This window comes from Sphingobium tyrosinilyticum (assembly GCF_042654265.1).
Lineage (GTDB): Bacteria > Pseudomonadota > Alphaproteobacteria > Sphingomonadales > Sphingomonadaceae > Sphingobium > Sphingobium tyrosinilyticum.
Genome location: NZ_JBHSFZ010000003.1, coordinates 122957 through 136799 on the forward strand (window position 1 = coordinate 122957; position 13843 = coordinate 136799).

Consider the following 13843-nt stretch of genomic DNA (forward strand, 5'->3'; position numbering starts at 1 on the left):
CGCAAAATCCCGGAAAACAAGACTATAGATCATTTCGGAACCAGCGTCATTCAATGAGGGTTAAGGATGGGCGGCGCATCCGACTCCCGCAGAGTCCCGCCCTTTCCTTTGCCAAGTTCACGAGAGGACCGTCACGAGTGCGTTACGCTTATGCCCTTACCGGCGCCCTGCTGCTCGGTGGCACCGCCATCGCTGTCACCTCCAGCCCGAATGTCGGCGCGCAAATCGCGCAGAATGAAGGGATGCAGGCCGCTGCTCCAGCTGGCGCGCCCGCCAGCCTTGCCGACATGGTTGAAAAGCTGCAGCCGGCAGTCGTCAACATTTCGACACGGCAGCGAGTTCAGGTGCAGAACCCGTTTGCGGGCACTCCTTTTGGGGATCTGTTCGGCCAAGGCCAGGGCACGAAGCCTCAGACTCGCCAAGCGCAGTCACTCGGCTCCGGCTTTATCATTTCGGCAGACGGCTATATCGTCACCAACAACCATGTCGTATCGGCCGGTGCCGAAGGCGCATCTGTGGATTCGATCACCGTCACCCTCACTAATCGCGAGGAATATCCCGCCAAGTTGATCGGCCGCGATCCCGCGACCGATATCGCGGTCCTGAAGATTGAGCCGAAGAAAGCGCTGCCGTTCGTCAAGTTCGGCGACAGCACCAAAGCGCGCGTCGGCGACTGGGTGATCGCTATCGGCAATCCCTTCGCTCTGTCAGGCACGGTTACGGCGGGCATCATCTCCGCCGTCCATCGCGGCACCGGCGGTACCTATGACAAGTTCATCCAGACCGACGCGTCGATCAATCAGGGCAATAGCGGCGGCCCGATGTTCGACATGCGCGGCAATGTGATCGGCATCAACAGCCAGATCCTGTCTCCTTCGGGCGGCAATGTCGGCATCGGCTTCGCCATCCCGTCCGAACAGGCCGCGCCGATCGTCGATACGCTGCGCCGGGGTCAGAGCGTGAAGCGCGGTTATTTGGGCATCCAGATCAGCCCGCTGGGCGAAGATCTAGCAGACTCCCTGGGCCTTGCCAAAAATCGGGGCGAGTTCGTGCAGGGCGTCGAACCTGGCAAGGGGGCAGATCGGGCCGGGATCAAGGCTGGCGATGTGATCGTCAGCGTGGCCGGTCAGGAAGTGACGCCGGACCAGAATCTGTCGTCCATCGTCGCGTCACAGCCCATCGGGTCGCGCGTGCCGATCGTGCTGCTCCGCAATGGTCAGCGCCAGACTGTCACGGCGATTGTCGGCGAACGCCCCTCTGAGGATGAGCTGAACAGCTTCGCCCAGCAGCAGGATGACGACTTCAGCCAGCAACAGGACGATCAATCCGGTGGTGGCCAAGCGACACAGCAGTCGCTGGGCATCTCAGCTATCCCGCTGACCCCCAACATCGTCCGCCAGCTGGGCATAGCCGCCGACACGCGCGGCATTGTCATTACGGCGGTCGATTCCTCGACTGATGCAGGCGCAAAGGGCCTCCGTCGGGGGGATGTGATCATCACCGCGAACAACCGTCCGGTCGCAAGTCAGGCGGATTTGGATGCGGCGGTACGGCAAGTATCCTCGCAGGGCCGCAATGCGATCTTGCTACAGGTTCTGCGCCGTGGCCAGCCCGCCGTTTTCCTGCCGGTGCGCCTACGCAACAAATAAACCCCTCGAATCGCGGATCGTTACGGGCCGCGCTTGCCGGAAGCCCTGTCTCACCACTAGAGTGCAGGCAGACTCCGGCGGGCGCGGCCCGAAGCTTTTGGGGAGCATGACGCAATGAGCGACGGCATTTTTATCGGCCTTGGCGCACCCGGCAAGGATGGCGGCATTCCTCAGACACTGGATCTGCGCAGAGCCAATCGACACGGCCTGATTGCAGGCGCCACGGGCACCGGCAAGACAGTGACGCTGCAAGGGATCGCCGAAAGTTTCTCCGCGCGCGGCGTACCTGTCTTCCTCGCCGATGTGAAAGGCGACCTGTCGGGCATTTCGATGGCCGGATCGCCGACTGCGAAAAATGCCGACAAGCTGGTGGCCCGTGCGAAAGAGATCGGCATCGACAATTACAGCTACGCCGACAATCCCGCCATCTTCTGGGACCTGTATGGCGAGCAGGGACATCCGATCCGCACCACCGTCAGCGAGATGGGCCCGCTGCTGCTGGCCCGCCTGATGGGCCTCAACGAAACGCAGGAGGGCGTGCTTTCCATCGCCTTCAAATATGCCGATGAGGAAGGGTTGCTACTGCTTGACCTTGGCGACCTTCAGTCGATGCTCGCCTACTGCGCGGAAAATGCCGATGAGCTATCAACCCGCTACGGCAATGTAACCAAGGCGAGCGTCGGCGCAATCCAGCGTCAGTTGTTGCAATTGGAAAGCCAGGGCGGCGCGCACTTCTTTGGAGAGCCGGCGCTCGACATTCATGATTTCCTGAAGGCGGACGATCGGGGCCGGGGATATGTGAATGTCCTGGCGGCTGACAAGCTGATGCAGAGCCCAAAGCTTTACGCCACCTTCCTCTTATGGCTGCTGAGTGAGCTGTTCGAGACGCTTCCTGAAGTTGGCGACCCCGACAAGCCGGTGCTGGTCTTCTTCTTCGATGAGGCGCATCTCTTGTTCGAGGACGCGCCCGGCGCGCTGACCGACAAGATCGAGCAGGTCGTCCGCCTGATCCGGTCGAAGGGGGTCGGCGTCTATTTCGTCACTCAAAACCCGATCGATATTCCCGAGGACGTGGCAGGGCAACTTGGCAACCGCGTTCAACACGCCCTGCGCGCTTTCACTCCGCGCGATCAGAAGGCGATCAAGGCTGCGGCCGAAACCTTCCGCGTCAACCCAGATCTAGATGTCGAGACCGCGGTCACCGAACTGAAGATCGGCGAAGCGCTGGTTTCGCTGTTGCAGGAGGATGGATCACCCGGCATCGTCCAGCGCTCCCTTATCGCGCCGCCGCGCTCCCGTTTGGGACCGGTCGATGCGAAGGAACGTGCCATCATCCAGTCTATTTCACCCTGTGCGGGCAAATATGACGAGGCGATTGATCGGGAGTCCGCAGAAGAAATCCTCGCCGCCCGAGGTCAGGCCGCCGCCGCAGCAGTGCAGGCTGCAAAAGCCAAGGAGGCGTCTGACAAGGCTGCCGCCACCCAGGCGAAGCTTGAGGCGAAGCAGCGCGAAGCGGAGTTGAGGGAGCAGGCAAAGCGTGATGCAGTTGCCGCTCGGGAGGCAGAAAAGCCCTCTTCCCTTGATCGGGTAGTACAGTCGGCCACGCGCTCTGCAGCATCATCTGTGGGACGGCAGGTGGCCAATGAACTTGGCCGCGCCGTCTTCGGCGGGTCGAGCCGTCGTTCATCGGGAGGCTTGGCCGGGCAACTGGTTCGCGGCATTTTGGGCAACCTGTTCAAATAAGGCGTGGGAGGAAGAGAATGTCTAGCGCAAGATTCGCCGTCTGCGTCACGACCCTGGCGCTTGCCCTGCCAGGGCATGCGCAGGACTATCGCGACCTTCACCGCGCCGCCGACGCTGCTATTGCCAGCGATATCGTGCGCGACCAACAGGCGGAACGTGATGCGAATCGGCAACCCTATGCCTCGCCCGGATACGGCCCCATCCGCACCGCTGCTGCAGCGCGGAGCGCGTGCGCGGCCAAGGCCCGCGAAGAAGTCGGACGCGGCTCGAACATCCGGGGAAGAATTACCGCCCGCTCCATGTCCACCGGCTGGGAAGTCGAAGGCGAAGTCGGCCCCTTTGACGATCAACGCTGGGTGCCTTTCGTCTGCTCGGTACGGAACGGGTCGGTGAGCGGCATCCTGCTCGATCCAGACCGCTGAGCGATGGAAGGGAGCACAAAGCAGCGGTTGTGCGGTTGCAAAAACTGCCGTCCTTATTCTCTACCCGCATAGTTGCGTATCGTGGTGCAGGCGCTAAGGAATTCACATGAAGGCCCCTGCCCATCCCCGTCATCCGCTGAGCTTCGGCGATTTCCGGGCCTATCTTCTGGGGCGGCTAGCCGGGGTGCTGGCGCAATATGGGATGATGACGGTCCTCGGATGGCAGGCCTATAACGTCGCCCGGGAAAGCATGAGCACATCCGGTGCCGCCGCGCAGCTGGGCCTGATTGGGCTGGCGCAGTTTGTACCCCTCTTTTTCCTTACCCCCGTCACAGGCTGGATCGCGGATCATTTCGACCGGCGCATGATTGCGCGGCTGACGCTGGCGATGCTGATGACGGCGTCGGCACTTCTTGCGTTCGCAACCTATGAAGGGTGGGTCAGCCTTCCGCTGATCTTCGGCATCGCCGCCATCGTGGGCATCGCACGCGCGTTCAACGGACCCGCCTATAGCGCCCTCGCGCCAAACCTGGTGCCGCGCGACGTGCTGCCGCATGCCATCGCCATGTCGAGCGTTGCATGGCAGGCAGGAATGATCATCGGTCCAGCCTTGGGCGGATATGTTTATGCGATGACCCCCTGGGGCGCTTATGCCATGGCGTCGGCGCTGTTCGCCGTAGCGCTGGGCGGGATGCTGCTGATCGGCGCGGTGCCGCAACCGCCACGCGACACGAGCCGCCATCCCGTTCGCCAGATGGTCGATGGCCTGACCTATGTCCGTTCCAACCGCCTGGTGCTGTCCACCATTACGCTCGATCTGTTTGCGGTACTGCTGGCAGGGGCAACGGCGCTGCTGCCGGTCTACGCCCGGGATATATTAAAGGTCGGGTCCACAGGTTTGGGGCATCTTGCCGCTTCGCCCGCAGTGGGTGCTGGAATTGTCGCGCTGTTCTTCTCCTTCCGCCCGATGAAATCGGAGGTGGGTCTTAAGATGCTGGCGGCAGTCATAGTCTTCGGGCTCGCTACCATTCTCTTCGGCGCCACCGCATTCATGCCCCGGAATATTGCCGTTGAGATCGGTATCGCCGCGCTGTTGCTGCTCGGGGCGGCGGACATGGTGTCAGTTTATGTACGGCAATCCCTAATCCAGCTTCATACGCCCGATGCCATGCGCGGCCGGGTGTCGAGCCTGTCGCAACTCACCATTTCAGCGTCGAACGAGTTGGGGGAGGCGGAATCAGGGTTCCTCGCCGCTCTCGTTGGCCCTGTCGCTGCGGTAATCGGTGGCGGAATCGGCGCGATTGTCATTACCCTCATATGGGCACGGCTTTTTCCCGAGCTGCGCCTTGCACGCACCTTTGACCCACCCGACCTAAGGGAGGCGGACATCAGCCAGGAGAAGGCCCTATGAAAGCTGCCAACATTCTCGAAACCATCGGCAACACGCCGCATATCCGGGTGAGCCGCCTGTTCGCCGACGCGCCTGCGGGCTCCGAGGTCTGGATCAAGTCGGAACGTTCCAACCCCGGCGGATCGATTAAAGACCGTATCGCGCTGGCAATGATCGAGGCGGCCGAAGCCTCCGGCGAGCTGAAACCCGGCGGGACCATCATTGAACCGACATCGGGCAACACCGGCGTCGGTTTGGCCATGGTGGCGGCGGTCAAGGGCTACAAACTGATCCTGGTCATGCCGGAAAGCATGTCGCTCGAGCGCCGGCGGCTCATGCTGGCCTATGGCGCAAGCTTCGACCTCACCCCCCGTGAGAAAGGCATGAAGGGCGCAATCGAACGGGCGCTGGAGTTGATCGAGCAGACGCCGGGCTCATGGATGCCGCAGCAGTTCGAAAATGCCGCCAATATCGATGTGCATGTCCGCACGACGGCGCAGGAGATTGCGACGGACTTTGCCGACAGCCCCATCGACGTGCTGATCACCGGCGTGGGCACGGGCGGCCACATCACGGGGGTTGCCGAAGTGCTGAAGAAGCTATGGCCAAACCTGAAGGTCTATGCGGTCGAACCCACCCTCTCCCCGGTCATCAGCGGTGGCCAGCCGGGTCCGCATCCCATCCAGGGAATTGGCGCGGGCTTCATCCCGGCTAACCTGCACACGCAATTGCTCGATGGCGTGATCCAGGTCGATCCGGCCGATGCCAAGGAATATGCGCGGCGCGCCGCGCGGGAGGAGGGTATGCTGGTGGGCATCTCGTCGGGCGCGACGCTGGCCGCGATCGCGCAGAAGCTGAAGGAGCTTCCAGCGGGCAGCCGCGTTCTAGGGTTCAATTATGACACTGGCGAACGCTATCTGTCGGTTCCCGACTTCCTGCCCGAATAGCTTCGCGCCGGAACAGGCATGACCAACGCTTCCATCAGCAACCAGCCGCATCGCGCGATGTGGCTGATATGGTTCCTGCTGTTCGCTGGTCTGCCTGCGCTGGTGGCGAGATGGGAAGCGCGCGCGCCTGCCGCCGACGCTGCGCGAGCGGCGCTGGTGCAGCAGGCGCGGCTGAAGCGGCCGACGACGGCTGCGCCGGTTGTGCAGCCGGTAGAACTTTATGCGCTCGATAGTAATCAGGCGCGGGCATTCAACGAAGCGGTGCCCTTTTCGCGACTGCCTAACCCGGCGGCCCGGCCTTTTGTCTTTGCAGGGTCGGAGGCCGATCTGGCGCGGGCCACTGACTGCCTGGCCGCGGCGCAGCTTTATGAAGCGGGCGACGACGCGGTCGGGGAACGGGCGGTTGCGCAAGTGGTGCTGAACCGTGTGAGGCATCCGGCTTTCCCTAAGACGGTGTGCGGCGTCGTCTTCCAGGGGCAAGAGCGATCGACGGGCTGCCAGTTCACCTTCACCTGCGATGGCGCACTCGCGAGGACGCCGGGGCAGGCGACCTGGGACCGGGCGCGGGAGATCGCCAGGGCGGCGCTGGCCGGAAAGGTGTTCAAGCCGGTGGGTTATGCCACCCATTATCATACCGACTGGGTGGTGCCCTATTGGAGCGGGAGCCTGGACAAGATCGCGGCGGTGGGGACACACCTCTTCTTCCGCTGGCGAGGATGGTGGGGAACGCCGCCCGCCTTCCGCCTGGCCCGCGAAAGTATCGAGCCGATGATCCCCCGGATCGCCCGTCTCTCGATCGCGCATCAACAGGGCATTGGTGGCCTTCCGGCTATATTGCTGCCGGAGAACGGCGATGCGTTGGCGGCTTTGACGGCCAAACCCCAGGAGGCGATCGGCGAGGAATCCCTGGGGCGGATCATGGGCGGGGTCCGGTTGATCGCGATTGCACCTGGGGCGAAGAGCTTTCTCGTCGAACTGAGCAAGGCGGCGGCGCCAGAGAGCTGGCCGATGATGGCGCAGACATTCTGCGCGGGGCGGCCGGAATGCCGGATCATGGCATGGCGAGCGGGGAGCGCGCCTGCCGGATTCCCGCTGTCTGGCGATCAGATGGAAAGCATGAGCTTCGCTTATATCCACAATGCCGGGACCGGATTGCAGCGGGCGCTTTGGAATTGTCAGCAGAATCCGCGGGAGAACAAGGCGGAATGTATGCGGCAGCGGGTGCCGGTGGAGCAGGTCAATGTTCCGCCGCCGTTGACCGGAGTGCGGCGGAAAGAGCGGCTCGAGACGGTGAAGATCGTACCGACGGCGCCGGTGACTGGAAATAGTGAATGAAATAGCGAGAAAAACGGGATTCTGGGCGGAAATTGGAATCCAACTTTTCCTATTTTTCACAAGAGCGCGGTCTTTGGGTCCTTCAGATGGCGGGCCAGGAAGTCGAGGCAAGAGCGGACCTTGGCGGTCTCCCCCTGCGCTGGGAGATAGACGGCGGCGATGGTGGAGGCGGGGAGGCTGAGACCGGGCAGCACCGGCTGCAGCCGTCCGGTGGGGATATCGTCGGCGACTTCCCAAGAGGATTTGATCACGATGCCCGCACCGTCCAGTACCCAGGCCCGCGCCAATTCGCCATCATTAGTGCTGAGCGTGACGCGGGGCGCGGCTCCCTTCCCCGCAATGGAGCGCCAGATTTCCTGCTGCACCGGCCCGGCGACGACATTGTCATGGACGGCAAGGTCGCTGACGCTGGACAGCGATCCACGGCGCTGCAGATAGGCGGGCGAGGCGCAAAGCATGCGCGGATTGTCCGTCAGCCACTTCATCTTGAGCGACGAGTCCGGCGGCGGATCGAAATAGATGGCGATGTCGTGGCCGCTCTCCACGATGTTGGGGGTCTGCTCGACGTTTCCAGATGCACCGCGACGTCGGGATCGAGCAGGCCATAATGGCAGACCAGCGGGGCAAGACGCGTGCGGCCGAGTGGCATCATAGTTTTGGCCCGCGTACGAGCCGTAAAGGTCGCGTGGGTAAACAGGTCTGCTTTACTTTAGAGGCTCAGCTTTCACCCCGCTTGCTGCATCAAAACGGCCAATTCCGATAGCCTAATCCCGGTTGATCGAGCAACTCGCTCCTTATTCAACATCCCCCTTCAACCGCCGATATTCTATACAACAAAAAAGGGGCCGCCGGGCAGGCGACCCCTTCTATCCTCTCCGCGAAAGCGGTCGGGTGTGCTTTTAGTCGGCCTTCGACTGAAGGTTCACGGCGGCATATTTGCCGCGGCGATCGACTTCCAGTTCGAAGTCCAGGCGGTCGCCTTCGTTGAGGGCGGACATGCCTGCACGCTCCACAGCGCTGATGTGGACGAACGCGTCGGGTTGGCCGTCGTCGCGCTGGATGAAGCCGAAGCCCTTCATGGCGTTGAAGAACTTCACGGTGCCGCTGGCGCGTTCACCGGTCAGCTGGCGCTGCGGGCCACGTTCCGCGCCGCCGAAGCCGCCGCGATCACCGCCGAAGCCGCCTGCTCGGGGTTCGCGGGGTGCGCGTTCCTGAACAGGAAGCGGCTCGCCTTCGATCTTGAGGTCGGTCGCCGAAATCTTGCCGCCACGATCCACCAGAGTGAAGCCGAGCTGCTGACCTTCGGCCAGGCCGGTCAGGCCCGCCTGCTCGACAGCGCTGATGTGGACGAACACGTCTTCCGCGCCATCGTCACGGACGATGAAGCCGAAGCCCTTCTGACCGTTGAAGAATTTGACTACACCGGTGCCTTCGCCAACGACCTGGGCTGGCATGCCGCCGCCACCACGGCCGCCGCCGAAACCACCACCGCCGCCGCCGCCGAAGCCGCCACCGCCGCTGCGGAAGCCGCCGCCGCCACCGCCGCCGAAGCCGCCGCGATCACCACCGCCGAAACCGCCACGATCACCGCCGAAACCGCCGCGATCGAAACCACCACCGAAACCACCGCGATCGCCGCCGTAAAAATTGTCGTCGCCGAAACTGTCGCGCTTGTCCTTGCCGCGCCCGCCGCGGCGACCTCTATCAAAACTCATGCCCTGTTGGTCACTTTCGCTTCGCCCATACGATAACGGATAAACATGCCGGGCGAAGACATGCAGAATCCACCGCAACACATGCGGTTTGGGAATCACTATATCAACTTTTCAGGGCAGAGCGAATGATTTTAGCCCGATTGCCGCCACATTTCCGAGAATGGGACACGGTGAGGCTTTTCGGCACGTCCAAAAGCGTCGATTGAGTTACAGCCACTTTCGCCATAGAGGGGTGCGATGAGCGTATATTTTCATGAAGAGGACCTGCCCGAAGGCGTCCTGGCCCCCGGCCCCGTCGCCGTCGATACCGAAACCATGGGCCTGATCACCCCGCGCGACCGGCTGTGCGTCGTGCAGATCAGCGACGGCAAGGGCGACGAGCATCTGGTGCGCTTCATGCCGGGCAGCGACTATGCCGCGCCGAACCTGCGCGCCGTGCTGGCCGATCCGGGGCGGCTGAAGCTCTATCATTTCGGGCGGTTCGACATTGCCGCGATCCGGCATTATCTGGGCGTGGTGGCGGCGCCCGTCTATTGCACCAAGATCGCGTCGCGCCTGATCCGCACCTATACCGACCGCCACGGCCTGAAAGAGCTGGTGCGCGAAATGCTGGGGCAGGAGATTAGCAAGCAGCAGCAGTCGAGCGACTGGGGCGCGCCCATCCTGTCCGACGCGCAGAAGGATTATGCGGCGTCGGACGTGCGGTATCTGCATGCGCTGAAGGCCGAGCTGGACAAGAGGCTGGTGCGCGAAGGCCGGATGGAACTGGCGCAGGCTTGCTTCGATTTCCTCCCTCACCGGGCCGAGTTGGACCTGGCGGGTTGGCCGGAGATCGACATCTTCGCGCATATGTGAGGAGCTGCAGCGCTTTTCCATGTCCATTCAGGCCGAACAGCAACGTCACGTCAGGCGTCATTGGGCGCGGCCGGGCGGCAGCCATGACAGGCTGGTCGCGCGGCTGAAAAACTGGCTGCCGATGGCGGTGGGCGTGCTGGCGGCGCTGCTGGTGACGGCGCCCTTCACCGGAGGGGACAAGGTGAGCTTCGTGCTCGACAAGAACAAGGTCGAAGTGGCGAAGGAGCGCATGCGCGTGACCGAGGCGCTCTATCGCGGCGAGGACGGCAAGGGGCAGCCCTTTTCCCTGCGCGCGGGCAGCGCGGTGCAGAAAAGCTCGCGCGAGCCGATCGTCGATCTGAATGACATGTCCGCGCGGATATTGCTGAGCGAAGGGCCGGCGGTGCTGAATGCGCGCAAGGGCCGCTATGACATGGACAGCGAACGGGTGGCGGTGGATGGGCCGGTGCAGTTCGAGGCGGCGGGTGGATACAGGCTGACGACGCGCGATGTGGGCATCGACCTTAAAACCCGACGGATGCGCAGCGCCGGGCGGGTCGATGGGCGCATCCCGATCGGCACCTTCAGCGGCGACCATCTGGAAGCGGACCTGGGCGCGCGGACGGTGACTCTGAACGGCAGGGCAAGCTTGCGCATCGAACAAAATGGCATCAAAGGGCGATAGTGATGAAGAGATCGCGGATCCTGCTATCGACCGGCGCGCTGGGCGCGGCTCTGCTCTATGCTGGCGCTGGGGCGCAGGTGCTGAAAAATCACGACAGCAACGCACCTGTCAATTTCACCGCCGACCGGATCGAGGTGCAGGACCGCGCCGATCGCGTGGTGGTGTCGGGCAATGTCGAAGTGACGCAGGCGGGCATGAAGCTCAACGCCGCGCGCATGACGGTGGCCTATCGCAATGGCGCAGGCGGCAGCGGGGTGGAGGTCGACCGGATCGACGCGTCGGGCAATGTCGTCGTGACTAAGGGGAATGAGACGGCGCGCGGCAATGTGGCGATCTACGACCTTAACAGCCGCCTCATTACGATGCTGGGCAATGTGACGCTGACGCAGGGAGCCAACCGGCTGACCGGCGGGCGGCTGGTGATCGATCTGACCAGCGGGCGATCGACGGTGGATGGGCGGGCTTCGGGCGGCGGGGCTCCAGGCGTGAGCGGCGGTTCGGGCGGGCGCGTGTCGGGCACGTTCACGGTGCCGCAGCGGAAGAACTAAGGTCGTTGCGAGCGCGGTGAGTTGATGGTTTTGCTGCGGCAAAAATGCCACTGTCAACAGACGAATCATGGCGTTTTTAGGGCAAAGTGATAGAGTAGGAATCAGCGGGGTCGTCTCTCGATTCTGCGAGGTCCATCATGTCACGGTTGCGGATGGCGGCGGGTGCCGCCTGTTGTATCGTTGCGCTCTCTTCAGTCCAGGCAGCCGCCTCGGAAGCGGGGCAGTGCTGGCAGTCCTATGAAGTCGAAGCCGCCAAGGTCCGGGACCTGCATATCATGCTGATGCTGGGCGCGCTGCGCTGCAAGGCGGCGAACAAGGATATTATAGATAAATATGAGGCATTTACCGCGAAGAAGAGCGGGCTGCTGAGCAGCTATAATAATGCGCTCAAGACGCACTTCATGCGGGTGAACGGCATCAGCGACGGGCAGCGCGCCTATGAAGCCTTCAACACTCGGCTGGGCAATAGTCATTCCGGGTTGGTGCAGGCGAAGAGCTATTGCGACATGACGGACACGCTGTTGACCCTGGCCGCCGCGGCGCAGGACGGGGAATTGCCGCAATTGGCGACCAACTTCTCCGAAAGTCAGCTGGGCATCGATGAGGTTTGCGAGGCTGTAGCGGCGCCTGTGGTGGCGGAGGCGACTCCGACGGTTACCCAGGTAACAACGGCCACTCCGGCGGCGGCCGAGGTCGTGGCGGAAACGGCTGCCCCGCATGAGGCGATCACGGCGACGGATTCGGCTCCGGCAGCGGTGGCGGCTGCCAAGACTGAGGAGCCGGTTTCGGCGGCGGCGGCTCTGGAGGCCGCGGCCGTGGCTTTGCAGAATGCGGCGGCGAGCCTGAAGGCCCAACCGGCGGCTCCGGCGGCGGATAAACCTGCCCCAGCGGTTCCGGAGGCCAAGCCAGCGGTGATGCAGCCGGTGACCGCGAGTGCAGCGCCTGTTGGGTGAGAAGAGGCATGCCGAGAGGACGGAAGCGAGGCAGGACAGCGAACGAAAGATCAGCGCCGCCTCCTTTCCGCATCCTTGCTTAAGGGCGTTGATCCCAAGCTTGGAGAGTAACTATTCCGTCTTCCCCGATCGCAAGCTCGCCAAAGGCGCCAGTGCGCAGTTTGAGGGATGCAGGAGACAAGCCGAGCGCGAGCAGGGCGAAGCGCGCTGCGCCGTTGCTGGTGACGAGGAGGTCCGCACCCTCCCCTCCCCGCGCGAACCAGTCTTGCCAGGCGGCGACACGGGCCTCCGCATTTACGGTCCAGCCATCGGGCGCGATGCCGCGCTCGTCCCAATCGGTAAGCGCCTGTTCGCCGATGCGGGCGATGACGTCCGATTCCGGGCGGCCTTCGTCTGGGCCATGGTCGATTTCATTGAGCCAGGGGAGCGTGCCGTCCGGGGCATGCCCTATGGCCGCGCCGATCCGCGCGGCGGTTTCGGTGGCGCGTTGGAGCGGGCTGCTGTGGAGATGGGCGGCCGTCAGCTTCTGGGCGGCGAACCATTGGCCGAGGCGGTCGGCCTGAGCGCGGCCGCTTTCGACGAGCAGCAGGTCCGTGCCCGCGCCGATGCGGCAGGCGGTGGCGCTGCTTTCGAAGGTGTTTCCGTGGCGGATGATGAAGATGCGGCGCATGGGGTTGGTTTAGGGCTTTGTGCGGTGGAGAGGAATGGGCAGCTCCATTGAGAAGAAGTGGAGCCCTCCGACAGGCTCAGGGCGAGCGGGCAGAGGGCTGACGGTTATATCGCTTCTCGACTTCGCTCGAAACGAACGGAGGGTGAAGGCGTCGTCAGATCGGCGTGGGATCGCCGTGGGTCGCGATCAGGGCTTCGACGCGCTCGATATCGGCTTGCGTGTCGATGCCGCTACTGTCGAACAGGGGCGGATCAATGGCGACGGTGGTGATGGGGATGCCAAGTTCGATCAGGCGCAGCTGTTCGAGCCCTTCGAGATTTTCGAGCGCGGTCGGCGGGGTTTCTTCGAACCGTTTGAGGGCGTCGAGTGTGAAGCCATAAAGGCCGACATGACGCCAAACGGGCGATAAGGGCCGGCTGGCGCGCAGGGCGTCTTCGTTGCGGATGGCGGGGATGATCGTTTTCGAGAACCAGAGGGCGCGGCCATCGGGTGCGCGGGCGCAGGTCGTGCCGCTGAAGGGCGATCGGCGCTTATGATCGCGGAGCGCGTCGAGGGCGTACCAGTCGAGCGCAATGACGGGGGTGGCGACCTCTGCCCCTGATTGAAGCGCGGCGAGGACGGCGCGCAGCGCGCCCTGCGGCTGAAAGGGGGAATCCCCCTGGAGGTTGACGACGAAGCGCGGCGGTGTGGGACGTTGCAGTGCAGCGGCAAGCGCCCGACCCGAACCCGTTGCGACTGCGCTGGCGGTCATGGCGGCGTCGCACCCGGCGGCGCGAGCGTGATCGGCGATTTCCTGGTCATCGGTCGCAACGACCAGTTCCGTGTCAGGCAGCCCGCCGATCGCCGCGCGAGCCATGGCGATGGTCCGGTGCAGCAATGTGCGCCCGGCGATCAGGCGCAGCGGCTTGCGCGGCAAACGGGATGAACCCGCGCGCGCCGGGATGACGATGAT

General features: G+C 63.5%; 14 protein-coding genes. 10 read left to right on the forward strand and 4 right to left on the reverse strand.

The genetic code is table 11. The features are described 5' to 3' along the window. Window positions 1–137: 137 nt before the first annotated feature. The 6 genes from ACFO3E_RS02335 (at window position 138) to ACFO3E_RS02360 (ending at window position 7486) form a co-directional block, all read left to right on the forward strand. Complete coding sequence (locus ACFO3E_RS02335) at window positions 138–1649, forward strand: Do family serine endopeptidase (protein WP_380802192.1); 1512 nt, start codon at window positions 138–140, stop codon at window positions 1647–1649. Between the two features lie 114 nt (window positions 1650–1763). After that, a complete protein-coding gene (locus ACFO3E_RS02340; protein WP_380802194.1) occupies window positions 1764–3392 on the forward strand; it encodes a helicase HerA-like domain-containing protein in 1629 nt (542 codons plus the stop codon). Between the two features lie 17 nt (window positions 3393–3409). Then, window positions 3410–3814 carry a hypothetical protein gene (locus ACFO3E_RS02345; RefSeq protein ID WP_380802197.1) on the forward strand — a complete coding sequence of 135 codons (405 nt, stop codon included), beginning with the start codon at window positions 3410–3412 and terminating at the stop codon, window positions 3812–3814. Between the two features lie 106 nt (window positions 3815–3920). Beyond that, entirely contained in the window at window positions 3921–5225 is a 1305-nt protein-coding gene (locus ACFO3E_RS02350) for an MFS transporter (RefSeq protein WP_380802200.1), read from the forward strand. Then, window positions 5222–6151: a cysteine synthase A gene (gene cysK, locus ACFO3E_RS02355; RefSeq protein ID WP_380802203.1), complete on the forward strand. Its 930-nt coding sequence runs from the start codon at window positions 5222–5224 to the stop codon at window positions 6149–6151. The genes ACFO3E_RS02350 and cysK overlap by 4 nt, the downstream gene beginning before the upstream one ends. 18 nt (window positions 6152–6169) lie before the next feature. Further along, complete coding sequence (locus tag ACFO3E_RS02360) at window positions 6170–7486, forward strand: cell wall hydrolase (protein WP_380802206.1); 1317 nt, start codon at window positions 6170–6172, stop codon at window positions 7484–7486. 56 nt (window positions 7487–7542) lie between these two features. On the opposite strand, the gene ACFO3E_RS02365 is transcribed toward ACFO3E_RS02360, so the two are convergent. After that, complete coding sequence (locus ACFO3E_RS02365; RefSeq protein WP_380802209.1) at window positions 7543–8031, reverse strand: LysR substrate-binding domain-containing protein; 489 nt, start codon at window positions 8029–8031, stop codon at window positions 7543–7545. Between the two features lie 354 nt (window positions 8032–8385). Next, on the reverse strand, window positions 8386–9201 hold the full coding sequence (locus ACFO3E_RS02370; protein ID WP_066526852.1) for a cold-shock protein: 816 nt from the start codon (window positions 9199–9201) through the stop codon (window positions 8386–8388). Window positions 9202–9438: 237 nt separating this feature from the next. Between ACFO3E_RS02370 and ACFO3E_RS02375 the strand changes: the two genes are divergently transcribed. The 4 genes from ACFO3E_RS02375 to ACFO3E_RS02390 all read left to right on the forward strand — a co-directional run bounded on the left by ACFO3E_RS02375 (window position 9439) and on the right by ACFO3E_RS02390 (window position 12221). Then, window positions 9439–10056: a ribonuclease D gene (locus ACFO3E_RS02375; protein ID WP_066526849.1), complete on the forward strand. Its 618-nt coding sequence runs from the start codon at window positions 9439–9441 to the stop codon at window positions 10054–10056. Between the two features lie 19 nt (window positions 10057–10075). Beyond that, window positions 10076–10720 (forward strand): LPS export ABC transporter periplasmic protein LptC, encoded by a 645-nt coding sequence (locus ACFO3E_RS02380; protein ID WP_066526847.1) that lies wholly within the window; start codon window positions 10076–10078, stop codon window positions 10718–10720. Window positions 10721–10722: 2 nt separating this feature from the next. Then, window positions 10723–11268: an LptA/OstA family protein gene (locus ACFO3E_RS02385; protein ID WP_380802212.1), complete on the forward strand. Its 546-nt coding sequence runs from the start codon at window positions 10723–10725 to the stop codon at window positions 11266–11268. A 137-nt stretch (window positions 11269–11405) separates the two neighbouring features. Next, entirely contained in the window at window positions 11406–12221 is an 816-nt protein-coding gene (locus tag ACFO3E_RS02390; protein WP_380802214.1) for a hypothetical protein, read from the forward strand. A gap of 79 nt (window positions 12222–12300) precedes the next feature. On the opposite strand, the gene ACFO3E_RS02395 is transcribed toward ACFO3E_RS02390, so the two are convergent. Together ACFO3E_RS02395 and ACFO3E_RS02400 are read right to left on the reverse strand one after the other, a co-directional pair. Then, window positions 12301–12891, reverse strand: coding sequence for a histidine phosphatase family protein (locus tag ACFO3E_RS02395; RefSeq protein WP_066526842.1), 591 nt, complete (start codon window positions 12889–12891; stop codon window positions 12301–12303). Between the two features lie 154 nt (window positions 12892–13045). Further along, window positions 13046–13840 carry a 3-deoxy-manno-octulosonate cytidylyltransferase gene (locus ACFO3E_RS02400; protein ID WP_380802282.1) on the reverse strand — a complete coding sequence of 265 codons (795 nt, stop codon included), beginning with the start codon at window positions 13838–13840 and terminating at the stop codon, window positions 13046–13048. Window positions 13841–13843 lie beyond the last annotated feature (3 nt).

Excerpts from the sequence above, each read along its gene's own strand:
- ACFO3E_RS02340 (WP_380802194.1), top strand. The coding sequence starts at position 1,764 with ATGAGCGACGGCATTTTTATCGGCCTTGGCGCACCCGGCAAGGATGGC.
- ACFO3E_RS02345 (WP_380802197.1), top strand. The coding sequence starts at position 3,410 with ATGTCTAGCGCAAGATTCGCCGTCTGCGTCACGACCCTGGCGCTTGCC.
- ACFO3E_RS02350 (WP_380802200.1), top strand. The coding sequence starts at position 3,921 with ATGAAGGCCCCTGCCCATCCCCGTCATCCGCTGAGCTTCGGCGATTTC.
- cysK (WP_380802203.1), top strand. The coding sequence starts at position 5,222 with ATGAAAGCTGCCAACATTCTCGAAACCATCGGCAACACGCCGCATATC.
- ACFO3E_RS02360 (WP_380802206.1), top strand. The coding sequence starts at position 6,170 with ATGACCAACGCTTCCATCAGCAACCAGCCGCATCGCGCGATGTGGCTG.
- ACFO3E_RS02370 (WP_066526852.1), bottom strand. The coding sequence starts at position 9,201 with ATGAGTTTTGATAGAGGTCGCCGCGGCGGGCGCGGCAAGGACAAGCGC.
- ACFO3E_RS02375 (WP_066526849.1), top strand. The coding sequence starts at position 9,439 with ATGAGCGTATATTTTCATGAAGAGGACCTGCCCGAAGGCGTCCTGGCC.
- ACFO3E_RS02380 (WP_066526847.1), top strand. The coding sequence starts at position 10,076 with ATGTCCATTCAGGCCGAACAGCAACGTCACGTCAGGCGTCATTGGGCG.
- ACFO3E_RS02385 (WP_380802212.1), top strand. The coding sequence starts at position 10,723 with ATGAAGAGATCGCGGATCCTGCTATCGACCGGCGCGCTGGGCGCGGCT.
- ACFO3E_RS02390 (WP_380802214.1), top strand. The coding sequence starts at position 11,406 with ATGTCACGGTTGCGGATGGCGGCGGGTGCCGCCTGTTGTATCGTTGCG.
- ACFO3E_RS02395 (WP_066526842.1), bottom strand. The coding sequence starts at position 12,891 with ATGCGCCGCATCTTCATCATCCGCCACGGAAACACCTTCGAAAGCAGC.